This window comes from Eubacterium sulci ATCC 35585 (genome assembly GCA_001189495.1).
GTDB lineage: Bacteria > Bacillota > Clostridia > Peptostreptococcales > Anaerovoracaceae > Eubacterium_B > Eubacterium_B sulci.
In genome coordinates this window covers 576,063-597,497 of sequence record CP012068.1, presented here as the reverse complement: position 1 = coordinate 597,497, position 21,435 = coordinate 576,063, and the positions used below count along the sequence as shown (strand labels likewise).

Annotated in this window: 18 protein-coding genes, 1 tRNA gene and 2 pseudogenes; 3 read left to right on the top strand and 18 right to left on the bottom strand. The window is 43.0% G+C overall.

The genetic code is table 11. The features are described 5' to 3' along the window. Positions 1-71: 71 nt before the first annotated feature. From ADJ67_02780 to ADJ67_02700, 17 genes and pseudogenes are all read right to left on the bottom strand, one after another. Positions 72-1,202, bottom strand: coding sequence for a hypothetical protein (locus tag ADJ67_02780; protein ID AKT46710.1), 1,131 nt, complete (start codon positions 1,200-1,202; stop codon positions 72-74). Next, positions 1,202-1,654, bottom strand: a complete 453-nt coding sequence (locus tag ADJ67_02775; GenBank protein ID AKT46709.1) for a hypothetical protein — start codon at positions 1,652-1,654, stop codon at positions 1,202-1,204. Before ADJ67_02775 ends, ADJ67_02780 begins: the two co-directional genes overlap by 1 nt. An 18-nt stretch (positions 1,655-1,672) precedes the next feature. Then, positions 1,673-2,389, bottom strand: a complete 717-nt coding sequence (locus tag ADJ67_02770; GenBank protein AKT46708.1) for a hypothetical protein — start codon at positions 2,387-2,389, stop codon at positions 1,673-1,675. A gap of 145 nt (positions 2,390-2,534) precedes the next feature. After that, positions 2,535-2,623 (bottom strand) — tRNA-Ser (locus ADJ67_02765). A gap of 62 nt (positions 2,624-2,685) precedes the next feature. Next, positions 2,686-3,633 (bottom strand): hypothetical protein, encoded by a 948-nt coding sequence (locus ADJ67_02760; protein ID AKT46707.1) that lies wholly within the window; start codon positions 3,631-3,633, stop codon positions 2,686-2,688. 25 nt (positions 3,634-3,658) lie between these two features. Continuing rightward, the gene (gene deoA / locus ADJ67_02755) at positions 3,659-4,966 is read right to left on the bottom strand and encodes a thymidine phosphorylase (protein AKT46706.1); all 1,308 of its coding nucleotides are present in this window, start codon (positions 4,964-4,966) and stop codon (positions 3,659-3,661) included. An 8-nt stretch (positions 4,967-4,974) separates the two neighbouring features. Next, positions 4,975-6,159: a phosphopentomutase gene (locus ADJ67_02750; GenBank protein ID AKT46705.1), complete on the bottom strand. Its 1,185-nt coding sequence runs from the start codon at positions 6,157-6,159 to the stop codon at positions 4,975-4,977. A 22-nt stretch (positions 6,160-6,181) separates the two neighbouring features. After that, positions 6,182-6,889, bottom strand: coding sequence for a serine/threonine protein phosphatase (locus ADJ67_02745; GenBank protein ID AKT46704.1), 708 nt, complete (start codon positions 6,887-6,889; stop codon positions 6,182-6,184). Positions 6,890-6,892: 3 nt separating this feature from the next. Continuing rightward, the gene (locus tag ADJ67_02740; GenBank protein ID AKT46703.1) at positions 6,893-8,176 is read right to left on the bottom strand and encodes a DNA recombination protein RmuC; all 1,284 of its coding nucleotides are present in this window, start codon (positions 8,174-8,176) and stop codon (positions 6,893-6,895) included. Between the two features lie 180 nt (positions 8,177-8,356). Then, positions 8,357-8,644: a hypothetical protein gene (locus tag ADJ67_02735; GenBank protein AKT46702.1), complete on the bottom strand. Its 288-nt coding sequence runs from the start codon at positions 8,642-8,644 to the stop codon at positions 8,357-8,359. An 85-nt stretch (positions 8,645-8,729) separates the two neighbouring features. Continuing rightward, positions 8,730-9,155, bottom strand: coding sequence for a 3-dehydroquinate dehydratase (locus ADJ67_02730; protein AKT46701.1), 426 nt, complete (start codon positions 9,153-9,155; stop codon positions 8,730-8,732). Positions 9,156-9,157: 2 nt separating this feature from the next. Further along, positions 9,158-9,427 carry a hypothetical protein gene (locus ADJ67_02725; GenBank protein ID AKT46700.1) on the bottom strand — a complete coding sequence of 90 codons (270 nt, stop codon included), beginning with the start codon at positions 9,425-9,427 and terminating at the stop codon, positions 9,158-9,160. After that, entirely contained in the window at positions 9,420-10,442 is a 1,023-nt protein-coding gene (locus ADJ67_02720; protein AKT46699.1) for a chorismate synthase, read from the bottom strand. The genes ADJ67_02725 and ADJ67_02720 overlap by 8 nt, the downstream gene beginning before the upstream one ends. A 9-nt stretch (positions 10,443-10,451) precedes the next feature. Next, positions 10,452-11,513, bottom strand: a pseudogene (locus tag ADJ67_02715) (hypothetical protein). Between the two features lie 221 nt (positions 11,514-11,734). Next, positions 11,735-12,772, bottom strand: coding sequence for a hypothetical protein (locus ADJ67_02710; GenBank protein AKT46698.1), 1,038 nt, complete (start codon positions 12,770-12,772; stop codon positions 11,735-11,737). Next, positions 12,769-13,572, bottom strand: a pseudogene (locus ADJ67_02705) (3-deoxy-7-phosphoheptulonate synthase). The gene ADJ67_02710 and the pseudogene ADJ67_02705 overlap by 4 nt, the downstream one beginning before the upstream one ends. A 53-nt stretch (positions 13,573-13,625) precedes the next feature. Beyond that, positions 13,626-14,387, bottom strand: coding sequence for a hypothetical protein (locus tag ADJ67_02700; protein AKT46697.1), 762 nt, complete (start codon positions 14,385-14,387; stop codon positions 13,626-13,628). Positions 14,388-14,488: 101 nt separating this feature from the next. On the opposite strand from ADJ67_02700, the gene ADJ67_02695 reads away from it, so the two are divergent. From ADJ67_02695 to ADJ67_02685, 3 genes are all read left to right on the top strand, one after another. Continuing rightward, positions 14,489-15,262 (top strand): isoleucyl-tRNA synthetase, encoded by a 774-nt coding sequence (locus ADJ67_02695; GenBank protein AKT46696.1) that lies wholly within the window; start codon positions 14,489-14,491, stop codon positions 15,260-15,262. 93 nt (positions 15,263-15,355) lie between these two features. Then, complete coding sequence (locus ADJ67_02690) at positions 15,356-16,651, top strand: sodium:proton antiporter (GenBank protein AKT46695.1); 1,296 nt, start codon at positions 15,356-15,358, stop codon at positions 16,649-16,651. Further along, complete coding sequence (locus tag ADJ67_02685) at positions 16,652-17,734, top strand: oxidoreductase (GenBank protein AKT46694.1); 1,083 nt, start codon at positions 16,652-16,654, stop codon at positions 17,732-17,734. 92 nt (positions 17,735-17,826) lie between these two features. Here ADJ67_02685 and ADJ67_02680 read toward each other — a convergent pair whose 3' ends face one another. Continuing rightward, entirely contained in the window at positions 17,827-21,366 is a 3,540-nt protein-coding gene (locus ADJ67_02680; GenBank protein AKT46693.1) for a pyruvate-flavodoxin oxidoreductase, read from the bottom strand. Positions 21,367-21,435: the final 69 nt, after the last annotated feature.

Genomic DNA, 21,435 nt, shown 5'->3' with positions numbered 1-21,435 from the left:
CGCTAATGAATGTGTCCAGGATTCTGGGTACATATCATCCTCATTGAACTTAGGGGTCATTTTTTTGATATTTACTTGCCAGGATTTGACTCTGTTTTATCCTTATTAGTATCTTTATTTACGTCCTTATCTTTGGACTTTGCTTCTCTCTTTGCATTCTCAAAAGCTTTGATGATTGCCTGCTTAACACCATCCGTAGTTGCTGTTGCATTTGTAACTGCATCAACATCTTTAATCTCAGCCTCAGTCTTTCCTTCAAATCTATCAAAGCCATTAGCATCTAGGAAGATGTTCCAGAAGGTGAGATTTGCTCCTGCAAATTTTGATTTATCAAGTTCCTCTCTTGTCTTGTGGTCAGTAAGCTTGACAACCTTTCCATCCTTGATTTCTACTTTTACAACAACATCGTAATCGTAGTCTTTTCCATGGAAGATAACATCCCCTCTGAAGATATTTTGCTTGTTTTCAGCAATCTCCTCTTCAGTTCTATTATCTTTTTCCTCGTCTTTGTTGTCTTTGTTCTTGTCCTTGTCGTCGTCCTTATTTTTGTTCTTATCATCACCAGGCTTTACATCCTCGCTAGGATCCTTTTCTTCTGGTACTACTGGTGCGACGATAGGCGGAGCTTCTGTCTCGTAGGCATCCTTGATAGCGTTATATACGGCAGTCTTTATCGCATTGCTCGTATATGTAGCTCCTGTAACCTTATCTACATTAGGTGTCTGGGCACTTAGAATTCTGCTTATAACTGATGCACCATTTGCAAAGTAGTTTATTGGGCTTAGAGTCTCGCTGTGGGATGTCACCTGAATATCAGCTATCTTGTTACCACTTACAACTACCTTAACGCTCAGTCTTCCACCAAAACCTGTTCCGCTTCCATAGTAAACACCATCTTTTAGCTTGGCATTGCTTGGAGCTTGGATGCTTAAATTCAAGTTTTGTGCTGGTGCGCTTGGGCCAGTCGCAGCACTCTTCTTTGCAACAGCCTTAGGCTTTTCTATCTTCTTCTTTTGCTTCTTCTGTTTGCTTGGCTCAGTCTGTTTCTTAGCCTGAGTCTTCTGCTGAACATGCTGTGATTTACTGGTTTCGATATCCTTATTATCCTTGTTCATTGTCTTTGCCACACTGAATCCTGTAATTCCAGCGAAGACCACGAATATCAAAAGTGATGCGATTATCTTATTTGCTCTTTTCTTCATTAATTACCTCCGTTCTCCAGTGCGTTATAGATGGCGTCTAGGATTCCAACTGAGCTGAATGTAGCTCCGCTCACAGTATCAACATTAGGTGTCTGCTGCTCTATAACTGATGAAATAACTCCTTTTGCATTGTTAAAGTAGGCTGCATCATCCACATTTGATAGAATATCGACTGCAGTTATCTTGCCGTCCTTGACCGTAACGCGAACCTTAACCTCGCCCTTGTAGCCGTTTCCTGTTCCTTCCCAGCTACCGTCCTTATATCCATCAGCTTCCCCATTTGAAGCTGAATCATTAGCCTTCTTGCTGTTATCAGCCTTAGCTTCTGTCTTCCTAGGCTGCACCTTTCTTGCTTCTACCTTCTTTGTTGTAGTACCAAAGCTTATTCCCACAGCCACTAGAACGCAGATCAGTGCCGTAATGAGAATTCTTAATATCGACTTATTTTTCATATCTATCCTCCTCCGTCACTAGACTGCCTGTGCTAGCTTTCTTTTGCGTGCATTTAGGGCTTTTCTAACTCTGAGAATTGTGTATGAGATGAAAATTACAGAGTAGAACACTATGTTTAATGTCACCGTATTTGATGCTGGTCTTCCGATGTAAACCATCATTACCTGCACATATACCATTGCATAGAAGATGTATGCAAATTCCTGCAAATTCTTCCATTTGCTTGCCTGCATCTTCTTGTGAACAAAGTTAAACGAGGTCACAAGTAGCGGAAGCATAACTGCTATGGCAAAGACACCTGCTGCAAACATCATTAGATTTGTCCAAAGCGCAATTCCATTCATTTTATTCACATTAGGAAGCGTGAATAGAAGCGCCTGAAATAGATAAAATGTGTTATGTGGTAAAATCATCAGACCGCCTATGATGGAAAGCTCTGCACGATTCTTACGAAGCTGTTTAAATACCTTGTACTTCATGCTGAAGGTACCCATATACATTACGAGTATGAAAAAGGCTCCTCCTAGAGCGCCCGAGGATATAGACCTCATAAATGGCTCAAGACCATCAACATATTGGACATTATATCCGTTCAGTCTCAAAATCGCGTGATATATTGAGATTATAGAAATCACACCTGCGATGGCATAAATCTCCTTAGAATATTTTTTGATAATGTCGCTAAAGAAATAACTTAAGACAACTACTGTTATAAGACAGTACATACCTAACATCAGTATAGTTCCTCCTTTAAATTATTATTGCTTCCCCCTGTAGCTCGCAGGCAAAGTAAGTATACGGATTTTTTATGAGCTATGCTGAAAAGTTAGTAATCACTAACCCCACTGTAAAATATAAGTCCTCAAAAGAGGACAAAATTGGCGGAGAAGGTGGGATTCGAACCCACGTGCCCTTGCGAGCAACCGCATTTCGAGTGCGGCTCGTTATGACCACTTCGATACTTCTCCAAATAAGGTTTGCAAATAGATATACCCCGTTCACAAACCACCGTAACATTATATCATACTGTTTATTTCACATCAACAGGAACAATGAAGCTTAGGGCTTTCTCACAGATTTCAATATCTATACCCTCAGTGCGGGCAAGCTCGCCATCTATGCAGATGCCAAAGTCCTTTGTACCCTTTGGTTTTAGACTGAGCTGCTTACTCTTCTTCACATATATAATTTTATCTATCCCATCAACTTCAAGATGTGTTCCTTCCTTGTACTTAGGCAATAGCTTTAGGAACTTTAGCCTTGGAAGATCGTTTATTATATTAAGATCAAAGAAACCATCGTCAATTATCGCCTGTGGCGATGACTTTATTCCACCTCCACAATAAGATCCATTTGATATGGCACAGAGAAGCATTTTTCCTTCTCTGATTTGCTCGCCATCCTCGTAGATGTCAAGACAGGCACCTCTCTTTTTGATGAAGTTAAACAGTATGGCCGACTGGTAAGCCGTAGCCCCTGCAAAGAACTTTTTCTTTCTAAGCTTAAAAGCCGTTTCAACAACATTACAATCAAAGCCTATGTTGAACATATTAAGGCAATATCCCGTTTGTTCTTCATTCCCAAGCTTGCTTGTGTACTTCATCACATCGACTTTTCTACTCTTTCCATTTAGCTGAGAGCGCACGCTCATGAAATCTCCAGCATCCTGAAAATTCCTAATCATGTCGTTGCCAGAACCTATAGGAATAATTCCTAGCTCAATTCCATCAAAGCCTATTACCGCCGATGCGATTTCATTAGCTGTACCATCGCCTCCACAGGCATAAAATCTTGCAGGCTCACCATTTAGTCCCTCTGCAATAGCTCTTACTATCGCTTCACTCCCTCTATTTGGCTCAGTCATAATTATCACGGATTCACTTTTCGTGTCCTTCAACGCGATTTTTATTTCCTCAATCAGCTCTTTGCTCTGATTGCCCTTACCCGCGACAGGGTTAACAAAAAAATAATGCTTCATATACGCAGTTACTGTTCCTTCTAATCTATAATCCAATCATCGTTTTTATCAGAGGCTCTGCCTTCGGCTCACTATCTGATATCGCATAAGCACCGAGAACCTCTTCACAGGCTTGCTTTAGCTTTCCTTCATCACTTGAGTAGACGATGGCAATCGTATCCGAAAGTTCAACCCTATCGCCTCTCTTTGCGACTAGTTTTATGCCTGCACTGTGATCTATTTCATCCTCCTTGCTAGCTCTTCCTGCACCTGAGTGCTGCGAAGAAAGTCCAATTCCTTCGGCATCAATAGACTCTATATACCCAGAGCGCAAAGCCTTAATCTCAGCACTAAGCTTAGCTTCTGGAAATAGTGAATAATCATCGATTACAGCCTTGTTTCCGCCCTGATATTCTATCATTTCAGCGAGCTTTTGTAGCGCTCTTCCGCTTGAAATTGCACTTTCTGCTAGCGCAATTCCCTCATCTATGCTAGAGGCCTTACCTCCAATATATATCATTGCTCCTGAGATATTAAGGCAAAGCTTAAGCAAGTCACCTTCAATATTAGCTTTGAGAAGCTCTATAGCTTCTATCACCTCAAGGCTATTTCCTACAGCATGACCTAGTGGCTCGCTCATATCTGAAATTATTGCTGCAGTTTTCTTACCCTGAGAGCTTCCGATTTTGCACATCAGCTCAGCTAGTGCCTTGGCATCATCCTCGGACTTCATAAAAGCGCCCTTGCCACATTTAACATCTAAGAGAATCGCATCACTTCCTGCGGCGAGCTTCTTACTCATTATGCTCGATGCTATGAGGCTGAGATTTTCGACTGTTGCAGTTACATCTCTAAGCGCGTAAAGCTTCTTATCTGCTGGCGCGATATGCCCACTTTGACCGATTACGGCAATTCCGATTTCGTTAACCTGCTTGTGAAAATCCGCAGGCTCAAGTGTAGTTTTAAATCCTGGGATTGACTCAAGCTTATCTATGGTTCCACCTGTGAATCCAAGACCTCTTCCGCTCATCTTGGCGATAGGAACTCCACATGATGCAGCAATTGGCGCTACTATTAAAGTCACCTTGTCACCGACTCCTCCCGTCGAATGCTTATCCACCTTTGTTCCGTGAATGTCCGATAGATCGACTATATCTCCGGAATGAAGCATTACCCTGGTTAGGTCAAAAGTCTCCTTCTCGCTCATATGTCTGAAATATATGGCCATCAAAAGAGCCGAAGCCTGATAGTCAGGTATATCGCCATTAAGATAAGCTTTGATGAAGAACTCGATTTCTGAAGTACTGAGCTCTTTACCGTCCCTCTTTTTGCTTATAATATCAACTGCATTCATATCTATTCCTACTTTAAAATCTCACTTAAAAAGCTTTCGCCTATTGCCGGTTCATCCACATCAAGGTAGTCGCAGATTGTAGCTCCTATATCTGCAAAGCACTCCCTAGTTCCAATGTTTGCTGATTTAATTGGCTCGCCGAAGGCTACAAAAGGAATGTGTTCCCTAGTATGATCAAAGCCGCTGTGCGTAGGATCGTTTCCGTGGTCTGCACATAGAATCACAATATCCTTAGGCCCTAGCTTCTTCTCTATCTCAGGGATTCTTGCATCAAAATCCATTATCGCCTTTCCGTAGCCGATAGGATTTCTTCTGTGCCCGTAAAGCGAGTCAAAGTCAACGAGATTTGTGAAAATGAAACCGCTTTCTACCTTATCTAGAGCCTCAAGAGTTTTGTCAACTCCATCCATATTACCGTCTGTATGAACCCAGTCCGTAACGCCACTGGCATTGAAAATATCGTGGATTTTCCCTACGGCATAGACTTCTTGCCCTGCTTCATCAATCAGGTTTAGGATTGTCTTTTCTGGTGGTGAAACCGCATAGTCACGGCGGTCTGTCGTCCTCTCACGCTTGCCATCTACAAGCTTATATGGTCTTGCAATTACTCTTCCACAGGCCCATTCTCCCTGAAGAAGCTCTCTTGCAGCCTCACAAATCTTGTATAGCTCCTCAAGAGGTATAACATCTACATTTGCAGCGATTTGAAATACGCTGTCAGCTGATGTATATACGATAGGATAGCCTGTCCTCTCGTGCTCTGCTCCGAGCTTTTCTATGATTACTGTACCAGACTCTGCGTAGTTACCTATACAGCGCCTGCCTATTTTTTCCTCAAACTTTGCGATGAACTCAGCAGGAAAACCATCAGGGTAGGTTTTGAACGGTGTTAGGCTTTCTATGCCCGCAATTTCCCAGTGACCTGTTATGGTATCCTTTCCCTTTGATTTTTCCTTAAGCTTACCATAGGCACCCGAAGGATTAGAAATAGCAAAGCTTCCGTCTCCGTTACAAAGTCCGTCTATATTTCCAAATCCTAGCCTTCTCAGGTTAGGAATCTTAAGCTCATCGCCCATGGTCTTTGCAATATGACCAAAGGTATCGCTACCAGCATCGCCGTAGCTTCCTGCATCGGGCAGTTCTCCAACTCCTAGACTGTCCATCACAATTAAAATCACTCTGTTTTTGTCCATAGCTACCTCCTCAAGCCTCATTCTAAAGAATCTTTATAGGATTAGCCTCGATATAATCTAGGGAGACTAGTTTGTACTCTACTCCATTTAATATACCCTGAAAACCGTTCTTAAAAGCGTCCTTACCGTGCAGATGCCCATAAATACAAGTCTTAACTCCGTATCTCGAAAGCATTTTCGTAAACTCTGAAGGCTGAAACTTATCGTTGCAAGGTGGATAATGAAGCATTGCAATTATCAAATCTGGCTCCTGCTTCTTAGCCTCCTTAAGCGACATCTCAAGTCTAATCAGCTCACGCTTAAAAATCTTCTCGTCGTGCTCATCAAAGCCTTCTGTACCAGGGCAAATCCATCCCCTCGTTCCGCATACACATATGCGTCTATCTTCATCAAAAATAAGTGCCGCATCGTTTTGCAGAAAGCGAATATTTTCGCTTATACTATTCAATTTCTTGACAGATCCCCACCAAAGGTCGTGATTTCCTTTGGTTATAATCTTGCGCCCAGGCAAGCTCTCAATCCACCTAAAGTCAGCCATTGCTTCCTCTAGTCTAAGGCCCCATGAGATATCACCGCATACTAGTACAGTATCATCTTCTCCGATGTTTTTCTCCCAGTTCTGCTTGAGCCTTTCTGCGTGGTTTTCCCATCTGCTACCGAAGATGTCCATGGGCTTTGATATTCTCTCATCAAAAGATAGATGTAAGTCTCCTATTGCGAAAATGCTCAAATTCTACACCTCATCACTGTCATCTAGCTCAAGAACCTTACTCGCTCTAGCCTGATCTATCTTCTCTATATTGCGAAGCTTTCTATTGATACTTCTCGTTCTCACGCCAATAAGCTTATCAAGCTCTACATTAGCCTGATCTATTCTCTTCTTTGTCGCCTCAAGGACGTTACCAAAGCTGTCAAACTCGGTCTTAACCGCACCGAGAATCTCCCAAACCTCGCTTGAATGCTTCTGAATCGCAAGAGTTCTGAAGCCCATCTGAAGGCTGTTCAAAAGACCTGTCATAGTCGTAGGTCCTGCGATATTTACCTTGTAATCTCTCTGCAAAGTCTCAACAAGCCCGCGCCTTATAACCTCGGCATAAAGCCCCTCAAAAGGAAGGAACATTATCGCAAAGTCAGTCGTGTAAGGTGGCTTAATATACTTGCTAGAAATATCCTTTGCCTCCTGCTTGATTACCTGTTCAAGCTGCTTGCCAGCCTTTTCTATCTCAGCAGAATCGGCTAAATCGTAGGCATCAAGAAGCTTGGCATATGCATCACCTGGGAACTTTGCATCTATTGGAAGATAGATAAATCCATCCTCAGAGCCATCCACTCCAGGAAGTTTGATAGCAAACTCAACTCTCTTTGGACTGCCATCTACACTCACATTCTCGTCGTACTGCTCAGGCGACAAAATCTGCTCCAAGATACCAGCAAGCTGCACCTCTCCAAGAATACCCCTTGTCTTTACATTGGTCAAAACCCTCTTAAGGTCACCAACACCTGAAGCGAGATTTTGCATCTCTCCAAGACCCTTGTAAACCTGCTCAAGCCTATCATTAACCAGATTGAATGACTGAGTGATTCTGTCGTTCAGTGTCTTCTGAAGTCTCTCATCTACAGTACTTCTGATTTCTGAAATCTGCTTGTTGTTATCCTCCTTGATCTCACTGAGCTGAGTTCTCACAGTCTGCCTGATGTTCTCAAGTTTCTGCTCACTCTCCATACTGAAGTTTGATAGAGTTTCATTGATTCTTCTCAGGCTCTCGTTCTGCGTCTTAAAATGCTCGCTCTGAGCCCCAGCGATTAAGTCACCATAGTTTCTGAAGCTGCTGTTTATGTGCTCCATGGTGTCACGCCTTGTAGCATCAATATCGGCCTTTAGCTCATCCTTAAGCTTGCGAAGTTCTTCGTCCTTGGTGCCATCCTCTATGCTCTTGCTGAGTTTAAGCACTAGCCCAACTGATACAAGCGCCACAATCAAAGTTATAACGGATAAAATTACTATGATTAAGTTCATCTTTTTCCCTTTATTTATACCTTATTGAAACAATATTTCCTAAAATAATTTTACTATCTAAAAGCCTTTTCGTCTACATCAAAATAGCCCTAGGCGGATCAAGCTGCTTAGGGCTCCTTGGGTTTAAAACCTAATTTTTAAGCAAAGGTTTTTGCCTTAATATCGACTTATTTCGACTTCCTACAGACCGTAGATGCAGTAAGCAGGATAGTGCTCTCCCATGAATAGCCATGGGTTTTCTCCCATCTCGATATGCTCATCAAAGCTAACATCTGGGATAAATATCTTAACCGCAGTTCTCTTAGTTCCAGTTATAGTTTTGCCATCTGCAGTTGGATTTGCCACGAATTCCTCAATTGCCTGACGAAGCTTGCTTATGCCAGCCTCTTTCTCAAAGTTATCAATAAATTCATTTGCATCAACATATGCTACATTGTTGCCATCTTTTAGCCAGTCCAATTTTAACATCTTCTACCTCCACTTAGGCTCGTTAATTACACATAGAAATATTAATCATGAAAAATCATAATTCTATTTCAATTATAATAAGGCTTTATACTTCTGTCAATATATCGAGAGCCTCCACATAGCCATCAAAGCCATGACCTAAGATGCATGCACAGGCAGCTTCGCTGATAAATGAATGTCTCCTGTAGTCCTCACGCTTTGATATATCTGAGATGTGAACCTCTACCGTCCTTATTCCCACAGCCTTTATCGCATCTGCAAGTGCAATGCTCGTATGAGTGTAGCCTGCTGGGTTAAAGACGATTCCATCAAAGTTACCATAGGCCTCCTGTATCTTGTCTATCAAAACACCCTCGTGATTTGACTGAAAGAACTCCACCTCTATGCCTCGCTCAAGGGCAGCCTTTGAAATTAAAGCAATCAGGTTCTCATAGCTTTCCTTACCATAAATCTCAGGCTCCCTGATTCCAAGAAAGTTAATATTTGGACCGTTTAGCACTAGAATCTTCATTTCTACTCCTCCAAACACCTGCTTTGATATAGCTTTGATAGCTCCATAATTTTCTCAAAGAGCGCCTTGTCATATTCTGAAAGCCCGTCCTCGCTCATATCCTTAATAGCTGCAATCAGCTCATCTTCTCTGCTAGAGTCACAGATGCTGATGCCATTTGCTTTTTTGATGCCAGCAACTTCCTTTACTACATGCATTCTCTCTTCAAAAAACCTTAGAATCTCGCGGTCTAATGCATCTATTTTATCCCTACATTTTTTTAGCTCAATCATTGAAAACAAACCTACCCGAAAAATTAATATCGCCAAGCATTAAATCCAAAACTGCAATTGCAGCTGCTGCCTCAACACAAGGCACTGCACGAAGTGCAATGCAAGGATCATGCCTTCCGCTAATCTTAAGCTCCACATTCTCGCCCCTGCTATAGCTTACACTCTTTGATGGGATGGAAATAGAAGGTGTTGGCTTAATGCAAACCCTGAAATTCACAGCTTCCCCCGTGCTTATTCCACCGAGTATTCCACCGTTATGATTGCTAGTAAGGGCGATTTTACCATCGCTCGCTACATATTCGTCGCGAGCTTCGCTACCTTTGAGCTCGCTTAGCTTAAAACCATCGCCAAACTCTATACCTTTGACCGCTGGGATGGCGAAGACTGCCTGAGAAATTCTGTTCTCAAGCCCATCAAACATAGGCTCTCCAACTCCGCAAGGAAGCCCTTCGATAGTGCATGCTATGGTTCCGCCAAGCGAATCCCCCTCTGATATTGCCTCTGCGATAAGTTCATCTATTGCAGATTCCTGCCCACAGACTGACTCAAGCACAGCCTTAACTTTAATTCCATTTCGCTCAAGCATCTGGATTGCAATTCCTCCAGCTACGCAAAGAGCAGCTGTAAGCCTTCCCGAAAAATGACCGCCACCTCTATAATCCTGATATCCTCTGAACTTTCCCTCAGCAGTAAAATCTGCGTGTGAAGGTCTTGGGGAATCCTTTATATTCTCGTAGTCAGCACTTCTTACATCTTCGTTATATATCAAAGCAGCAAGTGGCGCACCACATGTCTTACCATCAAAGAGGCCGCTGACAAATTCAGGCACATCCTTCTCAGAGCGCTTGCTTGTCAGCTCGCTTCTTCCTGGAGCCCTTCTACTTAGGAAAAGCTGAAGCTCATCCATGTCTATTTTAAAACCGCATGGAAGCCCATCAAAGCTCATCCCTATCGCCTCAGAGTGCGACTGCCCGAATATGGATAGCTTTATATTATTTCCAAAAACCGAGGCCATATAACCCTCCTATTTCCTTATACATTTGCTTGAAAGCCCTAGCCTATCAAGTTCATCAAAGAAACCCAAATATGATTTATTCACAGCAAAAGCATTGTCTATCAAAACATCTTCCCTGCATCTCAAAGACGAAACAGCTGCGCTCATCACAATTCTGTGGTCATCAAAGCATCTGACTTCTCCACCTCTCAGCATTGCTCCTGCACCTAGGCCACTTATCTCTATGGCATCCTCATGGATTTTGAAACTTCCTCCAAGCCCATCGATAAGCTCCTCTGTTGCAATAAGTCTATCGCTTTCCTTGAGTCTAAGCCTTTTGATGCCCGAAATTTGGGTTTTACCATCTGTAAAGCATGTTAAAATCGCTATTAAAGGAACTAGATCAGGAATGTTTTCTGCATCTAAAACTATAGCCTTTAGAGCTTTATCTCCAAGCGGATATGCTTCAAATACTGCCTTATCATTATCTATTTCAGTGCGAACATCTGCGCCCATTTTCTTAAGAATATCAAATATTCTTCTATCACCCTGAAGAGAGTTAGGGTTTAGCCCCTCGATAGCAAGAGGCTCATTTCCGAGAACTCCTATAGCAAACCAGAAAGCTGCATTTGACCAGTCCCCTTCGACGATGTATTTTTCGGGCAATATGTATCTTTGCCCGCCTTTAATTCTATAAATATATTCAGTATCTGAGTTTTCCTCCGTAACTGAGATTGAAAACTTGCGCATCACATCTAAAGTCACATCTATATATCCAGCTGAAACAAGTGGCCTTCGCACATGTATTTCGCTGTCAGATGAAAGAAGTGGCAGTGCCATCAAAAGCCCGCTGACATACTGCGAGCTAATGTCTCCTGGCAGATTAAACACTCCATGCTCTAGCTTTCCACTAGTGCATATAGCATCATCTTCAGTGTCTATTTTACACCCGTGGGCTTTGAGCTCGTTAATCAACTCATCCATAGGTCTTTTTGCAAGTCTTCCGCGCATTAGAAATCTCGCTTTTAGCCCTAATGCGCAGGCAACAGGAAGGAGAAATCTTAATGTCGATCCGCTTTGATTACAGTCTAAAACTGTCTCTTGCTTTCCATCCTTGAGCGATAACTGTATCTTAGAAATACTGTCTATGGTAGCCATTATATCCTCAGATTCTCTAGTTACTGCCCTACTTCGCGCAGTTTTCCTGAGTCTTCCTTGAGCATCTAGTGTATCTGCTTCGCCAAGTTTTGATAGAAGCTCACATATCAAAATTCTGTGCTCATATGACTTTGATTTTGGTGCTACTACCCTCTTCATCTGAGATACCTCTTTAGGAGGCTTGCAAGCTCTGTCACTAAAAGTCTTTTGATTTTGCATTCGTTCATTTTACAAGGGATTACGATGTCTATGTAATCGCCACTTCGTTTTTTATCCGCTTTGACATATTCAATCAGCTCATCCGCGCCGCAATCTATGCTCGCATCGTAGTCGTATTCATCTATCAAAGCGAGAAATGCTTCTTCTATACTCTCATCACACCAGCCCTCGCCTGCTGAAATCCGAAACATTAAAGCCATTCCCTTGACCACCGCCATGCCGTGGCTCACTTCATATCTAGAAGCCTTTTCCATCGCATGACCTAGCGTGTGTCCGAAATTTAAAATCTTTCGAAGTCCTCTATCCTCAAAGTCCTCCCTTATCACCTCATACTTAAACCTTGCACACTCTGAAATTACTGCTTCAAGATCTAAGCCCGTGTCAGCCTTTCCTGCAACTAGATCATAAACTGGCTTTGATAGCATGGCAGACTTTATAACCTCGCCAAAACCATCCCAAAAAACTGCTGGATCAAGTGAGCGAAGTAGCTTTATATCTCTAAAAACAAGTCTAGGCATATGGAATGCCCCTATCAGATTCTTGCCCTTATCTATGTTTATTCCTGTCTTTCCTCCAATGGATGAATCTACCATTGCAAGGAGGGTGCTAGGAATTTGGATATAATCTATACCTCTTAGATAGCTTGCAGCTACAAAACCGGCTAAATCGCAGAGCGCTCCTCCACCCATGACAACAATCATGTCATCTCGGCTTATTTCCTCTTCTACTAGAAAGCTTATTAGCATCTGGTATTTCTCAATGTTCTTACAGCCTTCCCCACCAGCGATTTTAATTTTTGCAACATCAAAACCTGCCTCAAGCATACTGCTTTGGCAGTCTTTTACGGCTTCCTCAGGAATATTAGCATCATAGATGAAGGCAAGTTTAACTCCTGTTTTAATAGAGGAAAGCTCCCTTCCTATATCTCTGATTAAGCCTGCTTTGATATTTGTATCGCTGGATAATTTACTCATTTAATCGCTTCTCTAATCCTTAGAATTCCCTTCATTATCTCATTAAATTCACTCGGCGTCACCGACTGTTTTCCGTCGCTTAAGGCTCTTGCCGGATTGTCATGCACCTCTATCATCACGCCATCTGCTCCGCAGGCAACTGCTGCAAAAGCCATAGGTTTAACGAGGCTAGCCTGTCCTGTTGCGTGGCTTGGATCAACAATTATCGGAAGATGTGTTAGGCTTCTCAAAACTGGAACTGCTGAGAGGTCAAGCGTATCCCTTGTGTAGTCCTCAAAGGTTCTAATTCCTCTCTCGCAAAGGATTACATTCTCATTTCCACCGTCCAAAATGTATTCAGCGCTAAGCAGGAGTTCCTCAAGCCTGCAGCCCGTTCCTCTCTTTAGCAAAATAGGTTTATTGAGCTTACCAAGAGCCTTGAGAAGCTCGTAGTTTTGCATATTTCTTGCACCTACCTGAATTATGTCAACATCCTCGTAAAGCGATAGATGTTTTTCGCTCATTATCTCTGAGACTATGGGCATTCCTGTTGCCTTCTTTGCCTCAGAAAGAAGCTCTATGCCTTCTGCCCTCATACCCTGAAAAGAGTATGGCGAGGTTCTCGGCTTAAAGGCTCCACCTCTAAGAATTCCTGCGCCTGAAGCCTTGACTGAGCTTGCGATATCGATTATCTGTTTCGGCGATTCCACTGAGCATGGGCCTGCAATTACTGCAAAATTTCCTCCGCCGATTTTGGTACCTGCCACATCGATAACGGTATTTGGCTTATTTTCGTCCCTTGCCGCCTTCTTGAATATTTGGTTGCTTGTGCCATTTGATACTGAAGAATTCCACATTATATCAAAACCTCACTCTAAACATATCTCTCAAACTCCATAAAGATTCTATCCTTACGAGTCCTATTTCCTATCTCTTTGACGAGCACCTTACCTTTGCCTCTGAGAACAATCTTATCACCCTCATCTATTTGGACATCGACCTTGGTCTGCTCTAGGCTGTTGACAAAAACTATTCCTCTTTTGATTGCCTCCTGCGCCTTCGCTCTCGAGAGTCCAAATGCGCTAGATACAATATTATCAAGCCTTAGCGAGGCCACCGTATCCTTTACCGTAAGCCTACTGTTTTCTGGGAGCTCAAGCTCCGAAAGCTCATGTTCCGAAAGCGAAAGATAGTTTCTTCCCGCCTTTGCATAATTAGTCATCAAAAATTCTACTATCTCCGACGACACGATTATATCTGCTCCACCTTCATTTACAAGGATATCTCCAATCTTGCTCCTGCTCACGCCAAGTCCTGTAAGTGAACCGAGGTAATCACCATGCCTTAGCGTCCTGCTGCCCTCCTTGGTCTTAACCCTGATGACCTTTAGAGCATCCTTTGATGCATCCTCGAGGCTCGCATAGGCTGGCAGACAGAACATTAACACTCTCTCTGCATCCTCATAACCACCAAAAAATACAATTTCTACATCAAATCTCCCTTTTCCCCTGATATAATTACTCGCAACAGAATGTTCGTGGGGGTCAAGAAAATCGCTATAGGTCAGCATGTACTTTTCGCTAGCGCCTTTGATTTTGTCTTCAATTTTACCTAAAAAAATTCGATCCTCTTTCATATATATTATTATATACAATATTGTGATATATGCCTACTGTTTTAGAAAACTTATATTCTCGGCTCAATTTGTGGTATAATGAGTCTTTAAGGAGTAAGGTAATGAAATTTGATTTACACTGCCACATCAAAGGTGGTTCCATAGATTCAAGTATAGATATAGACGAATATGTAAACATCCTTAGGAGTAAGGGCTTTGGTGGAATGCTGGTCACAGACCACGATTCCTACAAGGGCTTTAATGCCTGGGAAAGCGAAGGCCAGAAATATGACGACTTCACAGTTCTCAAAGGCATTGAGTACGATACAAGGGACGCTGGTCACTTCATTGTCATCATGCCAGATGGCGTTGAGAATAAGCTTCTCACAATTCGCGGAATGTCGCTCAAGCAGCTCATTAAAGTCGTTCACTCTGGTGGCGGTATACTCGGTGCTGCCCATCCTTTCGGGGCAAAGGCCGCAAGTGCTATGTTTTGCCGCAAGGTAAGGCGAAATCCCGGCATTTTCAAGAACTTAGATTTTCTCGAGGGCTTTAATACATGTGAAGCTAAGGAGGCAAATGAGAAGGCCGTTGCCTTAGCAAAGCAATATTCACTTCCATGTACGGGAGGTTCCGACTCCCACAATAAGGCGCATGTGGGCAAGGGATTTACAGATTTTTCATCCCCTATCAAAAGCAATAACGACTTGATCAAAAGCATCAAGGCCAACGAAATTACAAGCTTTGGTGGTGTTGAGCGCGAGTTTCTCATGAGGCATATTCTCAAGCATAGCTTTCCAGCGACCTGGGGATTCAGAGCTTTCAACCGCAGTATTGGGCTTGCCTATGTTTTTCGCAGAAGGCCTTATCTTTCAAAGCTAAAGTCTAACAAATAGGCATTGAAATTAACTCGCATCCGGTGTAATCCGCTTGTGAGTTTTCTCTTTTTTTGATACAATTATGGAGATTACTATTATTTGGAGACTATTATGAACGTGAACAAAGTAAAACCAAACGGATTGGCGCTCCTGCCTATCATTGTCTTTCTGATTCTCTTCATCGGTATAGGTGTTGTTCAGAAGGATTTCTACTCGATGCCAGCAGTCATTGGATTTTTGATTGCACTTGCGGTCGCTTTTTTACAGACTAGAGGCATCAGCTTTAATGAAAAAATATCCATCATAGCTAAGGGCGTAGGCGATGACAACATCATCACCATGTGTCTTATCTTCCTCGTTGCAGGTGCTTTTTCTGGAAGTGTTTCTGCCGCGGGCGGAGTAAGTAGCACAGTTAACCTTGGTCTATCCTTGCTACCTCCCGGAATTGCCGTCATTGGTCTTTTCGTCATCGGCTGCTTCATATCCATTTCTATGGGAACTTCCATGGGTACGATAGCTGCTCTTGCTCCTATTGCAATGGGTATCAGCGAAAAGACGGACTTTCCTATCGCTATTTGTATAGGTGCCGTAGTTTCTGGCGCTATGTTTGGTGATAACCTTTCAATGATTTCTGATACTACTATTGCAGCGGTAAGAACTCAAGGCTGCGACATGAGAGACAAGTTCCGTAAGAACTTTTTGATTGTCCTACCTGCTGCTATTGCAACTATTGTCATTCTATTCTTTATGACAAGTGGAGCACACTTCACAGTATCTAAGGATCTTGACTACAATATATTTCAGGTAATTCCATACATTCTTGTACTAGTTACTGCACTCATAGGACTCAATGTTTTCATAGTTCTTATAGGTGGTATTGCCTTCTCAGTAATTGCAGGTCTTGCTACTGGTGCAATGAAGGTCTCCCAGATTTTCACTTCTATGGGAAAGGGTGCTACAGGAATGTACGATATCACAGTTATTTCCATTTTAGTTGCTTGCATAAGCGCTCTTGTTAAATATAATGGTGGCTTTGCTTTCATTCTCGAAAACATTCATAAGCACATACATTCATATAAAGGAGCCGAATTTGGTGTTGCTGCTCTTGTTGGTCTCATTGACTGCGCTACTGCAAATAACACTGTAGCTATCGTAATCGCAGGTCCTATCGCTAAGGAAATCTCCGATGACTATGGCATTGAAGCTGCTAGAACAGCTTCTCTTCTTGATATGTTTGCTTCCGTATTTCAGGGTATAATACCTTATGGAGCTCAGCTGCTTTCAGCAGCCAGCCTGACGGGGCTATCGAGCTTTGATATAATGCCATACCTGTTCTATCCATATTTGATGGCAGTTTGTGGCATTGTGAGTATTATCATATCAAAGAAGAAGTTAGGAAAAGAATAGATGCTCAATTTTACGGATCATCCAAAAAATAAATACGATATTGTCATTGTTGGCGCTGGCCCTGCTGGCGCCACTTTTGCACGTGAAGTCTCAGGAAGTGGATACTCGATTTTACTTATCGACGGTCAAGATTTGATAGGCAATAAACCATGTGGCGGGCTCCTTGCTCCTGACGCCCAAAAATTGATGGCTCACAGGGATTTTGTTCTCCCAAAAGACATTCTTGTCGATCCACAGATTTTCTCGGTTAAAACGATAGATCTTGGCTCAGGACTCATTTGTAATTATCAGAGATACTATCTCAATATGGATAGACGTGCCTTTGACAACTTTCTGCTAACTCTAATTCCTGATGATGTGACTAGAATAAACGCAAAGCTCATCAAAGCCGAAAGAAACACTGGCGGGTTCAGCCTAAGCATCTCAGATGCAGATAAAGCCAGACACGAGATAGATTGCAGATTCCTCGTAGGTGCCGATGGAGCTTCTTCAATCATTAGACGCAAATTCTTTGATAAAAAGATATATAAATACACAGCCATACAGCAATGGTTTAAAGGCAACGGTAAGGAAAGTCCCTACTACTCCTGCATTTTCGACAAGAAGACAAGCAGTGGTTGCTCATGGACCATCCACAAGGACGGCTATGTGATATTTGGTGGGTCCTTCGAATTGCATAATTGCAGACAGGCTTTTGAGGAGCAAAAAAAGAGATTTGAGGAGTTTATGGAAGTAAGCTTTGGCGAGCCACTAAAAACTGAAGCCTGCCTCGTTTGTAGCCCTAAACATCTATCAGATTTCGTAACTGGCACAGACAATGTCTTCCTCATAGGTGAAGCTGCGGGGTTTATCAGTGCCAGCTCACTTGAGGGCTTCAGTTCAGCCTTTACAAGCGGAACCATGCTTGCTAAGGCCTTTCTCAAAGGTGACGAAAACAAGATTGCCAAAACATATAGAAAGCTGACACGTTCACTGAGATTTAAACTAAGACGCAAGGTTTTTAAACACGATATCATATTTAATCCAGCCCTGCGCAAACTCATAATGAAAACAGGCATTACAGCAATAAAAGATCGAAATTAATTCGGTCTTTTATTTTGTGCTTAGATAGCAAAAGAGCTCCGCTTTCGCGGAGCTCTTTGATTATCTGCTATTAGTCAGCTTAAAACTAGAGTTTATTTCTCTGGCTCGTAGCTTTCCTTTAGTGCCTGGAAGTGTTCGTATCTTTCCTTAGCTAGCTTCTCAGCATCTTCGAATAGCTGCTCAGCTCTCTCTGGGAATCTCTTTGTTAGAGAATCGTAACGAACTTCGCTCATGATGAAGTCTCTGTAGCTTTCTGTTGCAGGCTTGCTGTCGATCATAAGTGGGTTCTTGCCTTCCTTAGCTAGATCAGGGTTGAATCTGATTAGGTTCCAGTAACCTGAGTTTACAGCACGCTTCATCTCATCCTGCGCCTTGTTCATACCATTCTTTAGACCTTGGTTGATACATGGAGCGTATGCGATGATGAGTGATGGTCCATCATATGCCTCAGCCTCTCTGATTGCATCTAGAGTCTGCTTCTGGCTAGCACCCATAGCAATCTGAGCTACGTAGATGTAGCCGTAAGCCATAGCGATCTGAACCATATCCTTCTTCTTTACTGCCTTACCTGAAGCAGCAAACTTAGCTACAGCACCAAGTGGTGTTGACTTTGATGCCTGTCCACCAGTGTTTGAGTATACCTCAGTATCAAATACCATGATATTGATGTTCTCTCCACTTGCTAGAACGTGGTCTACACCGCCGTAACCGATATCGTATGCCCATCCGTCACCACCGAAGATCCACATTGATGGCTTGATTAGCATTTCTTTGTTATCTACAACGTACTGAGCATCTTCGTTGTTAGCTGCGATCTTCTCGCAAGCTGCTAGAAGAGCCTTACCTGTTGTCTCTGCACCTTCAGCATCTTCCATTGCATCAACCCATGCTGTTGCAACGTCACCAAGCTCTGCAGCTAGTCTTGTAGCAACTGTCTTAAGCTCGTTACGTCTAGCCTTCATTGAAATTGCCATACCGAATCCGAACTCAGCGTTGTCCTCGAATAAGGAGTTAGCCCATGCTGGACCTCTTCCTTCAGCGTTTACTGTGTAAGGTGTGCTTGGTAGTGAGTTACCCCAAATTGATGAGCAGCCTGTAGCATTTGCAATGAACATTCTGTCACCGAATAGCTGTGTAATCAGCTTAGCATATGGAGTCTCTCCGCATCCTGGGCAAGCTCCTGAGAACTCGAGAAGTGGCTGCTTGAACTCAACGCCCTTAACTGTGTTCTCCTTGAATGGAACTTCCTTAGGTGTAACATTATTGAATAGGTGGTTGTACTTCTCCTGTGAAACTGAAACGTTCTCGTCGTTAACAGCGTTCATAACAAGAGCCTTGTTAGGAGCTGGACAAGTCTGAGCACATGATCCGCAGCCTGTGCAGTCTAGTGCTGAAATACCCATTGTGTACTTCTTGTTCTCGTCCTTGCCACCCTTGAACTCAGCGTAGTCACCGTTTGTTCCTGCTAGCTCAGCTTCTCCTTCGATTACGAAAGGTCTGATTACGCCGTGAGGACATACGTATGCGCACTGGTTACACTGGATACAGTTATCCTTATTCCATACAGGAATATCAGTAGCGATACCTCTCTTCTCGAATGCAGCTGTTCCGTTAGGTACAAGTCCTGTTGGAGTGTCGAGGAATGTTGATACTGGGATTGAATCTCCATCCATATGTGCATATGGTGAAAGAACCTTGTTGAGGTAGTCTGTCTGTAGCTGGTCGCGTCCAACGAATGGGACAGGTGCAACATCAGCTTCGCATGTAGCCCATGAAGCAGGTACGTCAACCTTATGAACTCTCTCGATACCTGCGTCAACAGCAGCGATGTTCATGTTAACAATGTTTTCGCCCTTCTTGCCATATGTCTTTCTGATAGCGTCCTTCATGTAGTTTGCTGCTTCCTCGATAGGAATAATGTTAGCAATCTTGAAGAATGCTGCCTGAAGTACTGAGTTAGTTCTTCTTGCACCAAGACCGATTTCCTTAGCAATTGATACAGCATCGCATGTGTATAGGTTGATGTTGTTCTTTGCAATGTACTGCTTCATTGATGCTGGAAGATGTGTATCTAGTTCAGCATCTGACCATGTGCAGTTTAGTAGGAAGTTTCCGCCTGGTTTAACGTCCTCAACCATCTTGTATAGGTTTACATATGCTTCATTATGACATGCAACAAAGTTAGCCTGCTTTACATAGTAAGTTGACTTGATTGGCTTATCACCGAAACGTAGGTGAGAAATTGTTACACCACCTGACTTCTTGGAGTCATACTGGAAGTAAGCCTGTACCTTCTTATCTGTGTGGTCACCGATAATCTTTACGCTGTTCTTGTTAGCACCAACTGTACCGTCTGCACCAAGTCCCCAGAACTTACATGCAACTGTTCCTTCAGGTACTGTGTCAGGATAGCGTGATGGTGTGAGTGATAGATGTGTAACATCGTCGTTGATTGACAATGTGAACTCTTCTTTTCTGTTGTCTGCCCAAAGGTTCTCGTATGCAGCAAGGATGTCTCCTGGCTGAACGTCCTTTGAACCTAGTCCGTAACGACCACGTGTCATTACGCAGTTTTCGAACTTAGATCCCTTAAGAGCTGCTACCATATCTAGGTATAGAGGCTCTGCAAGTGCTCCTGGTTCCTTTGTTCTGTCGAGAACTGCAATCTTCTCAACTGTCTCTGGCATTACTGCAAGAAGGTGCTTAGCTGAGAAAGGTCTGTATAGGTGAACCTCGATGATACCAACCTTCTTACCTTCTGCTGTAAGCAAATCTACTACTTCTTCAGCAGCATCACAAACTGAACCCATAGCTACTAGAATTTCTGTTGCATCTGGAGCACCATAGTAGTTGAATAGCTTGTAATCTGTTCCAAGCTTCTCGTTAACCATGTTCATGTACTTCTCTACGATAGCTGGTGTCTCGTTGTAAACTCCATTGCTAGCTTCTCTGTGCTGGAAGTATGTCTCTGGCTGCTCAGCTGAACCCATGCTGTGTGGATGTGCTGGGTGAAGTGCGCTAGCTCTGTAACGCTTAACAGCTTCCCAGTCTACCATTGACTTAAGGTCATCGTAATCCCACATCTCGATCTTCTGGTTCTCGTGTGATGTTCTGAAACCATCGAAGAAGTGAAGAACTGGAAGGCTTCCGCCTATAGCTGCAAGGTGAGCAACAGCTGCAAGGTCCATTACCTGCTGTACGCTGTTTGACGCTAGTAGTACGAAACCTGTCTGACGTACTGCCATAACGTCTGCCTGATCACCAAAGATTGACAGAGCATGTGTTGCAAGAGCTCTTGCTGATACATGGAATACTGCAGGAGTATGCTCACCTGCTAGCTTGTACATGTTTGGAATCATGAGCAAAAGTCCCTGTGAAGCAGTGAATGTTGTTGTGTAAGAACCTGCTGCAACTGCACCGTGAACGGCACCTGCTGCACCACCTTCTGACTGCATCTCTACGATGTGCACCTTTTCACCAAAGATGTTCTCTCTTGCGTCAGAAACCCACTCATCCATACTTTCTGCCATAGGTGAAGATGGAGTAATTGGATAGATAGCAGCAACTTCTGTAAACGCATATGCTACGTGAGCAGCAGCTGTGTTACCATCCATTGTCTTAAGTTTTCTCATGTGGATATCTCCCTCCTAAATTATATAAACACTATAATACAATTAACTTTGTATACACTTTTATATTAC

What these genes read in the sequence shown, in the direction of transcription:
- ADJ67_02775 (AKT46709.1), bottom strand. Translation starts at nt 1,654, where the DNA reads ATGAAAAATAAGTCGATATTAAGAATTCTCATTACGGCACTGATCTGC.
- ADJ67_02735 (AKT46702.1), bottom strand. Translation starts at nt 8,644, where the DNA reads ATGTTAAAATTGGACTGGCTAAAAGATGGCAACAATGTAGCATATGTT.
- ADJ67_02700 (AKT46697.1), bottom strand. Translation starts at nt 14,387, where the DNA reads ATGAAAGAGGATCGAATTTTTTTAGGTAAAATTGAAGACAAAATCAAA.
- deoA (AKT46706.1), bottom strand. Translation starts at nt 4,966, where the DNA reads ATGAATGCAGTTGATATTATAAGCAAAAAGAGGGACGGTAAAGAGCTC.
- ADJ67_02690 (AKT46695.1), top strand. Translation starts at nt 15,356, where the DNA reads ATGAACGTGAACAAAGTAAAACCAAACGGATTGGCGCTCCTGCCTATC.
- ADJ67_02750 (AKT46705.1), bottom strand. Translation starts at nt 6,159, where the DNA reads ATGGACAAAAACAGAGTGATTTTAATTGTGATGGACAGTCTAGGAGTT.
- ADJ67_02720 (AKT46699.1), bottom strand. Translation starts at nt 10,442, where the DNA reads ATGGCCTCGGTTTTTGGAAATAATATAAAGCTATCCATATTCGGGCAG.
- ADJ67_02685 (AKT46694.1), top strand. Translation starts at nt 16,652, where the DNA reads ATGCTCAATTTTACGGATCATCCAAAAAATAAATACGATATTGTCATT.
- ADJ67_02695 (AKT46696.1), top strand. Translation starts at nt 14,489, where the DNA reads ATGAAATTTGATTTACACTGCCACATCAAAGGTGGTTCCATAGATTCA.
- ADJ67_02760 (AKT46707.1), bottom strand. Translation starts at nt 3,633, where the DNA reads ATGAAGCATTATTTTTTTGTTAACCCTGTCGCGGGTAAGGGCAATCAG.
- ADJ67_02710 (AKT46698.1), bottom strand. Translation starts at nt 12,772, where the DNA reads ATGAGTAAATTATCCAGCGATACAAATATCAAAGCAGGCTTAATCAGA.
- ADJ67_02780 (AKT46710.1), bottom strand. Translation starts at nt 1,202, where the DNA reads ATGAAGAAAAGAGCAAATAAGATAATCGCATCACTTTTGATATTCGTG.
- ADJ67_02740 (AKT46703.1), bottom strand. Translation starts at nt 8,176, where the DNA reads ATGAACTTAATCATAGTAATTTTATCCGTTATAACTTTGATTGTGGCG.
- ADJ67_02680 (AKT46693.1), bottom strand. Translation starts at nt 21,366, where the DNA reads ATGAGAAAACTTAAGACAATGGATGGTAACACAGCTGCTGCTCACGTA.
- ADJ67_02770 (AKT46708.1), bottom strand. Translation starts at nt 2,389, where the DNA reads ATGTTAGGTATGTACTGTCTTATAACAGTAGTTGTCTTAAGTTATTTC.
- ADJ67_02730 (AKT46701.1), bottom strand. Translation starts at nt 9,155, where the DNA reads ATGAAGATTCTAGTGCTAAACGGTCCAAATATTAACTTTCTTGGAATC.
- ADJ67_02725 (AKT46700.1), bottom strand. Translation starts at nt 9,427, where the DNA reads ATGATTGAGCTAAAAAAATGTAGGGATAAAATAGATGCATTAGACCGC.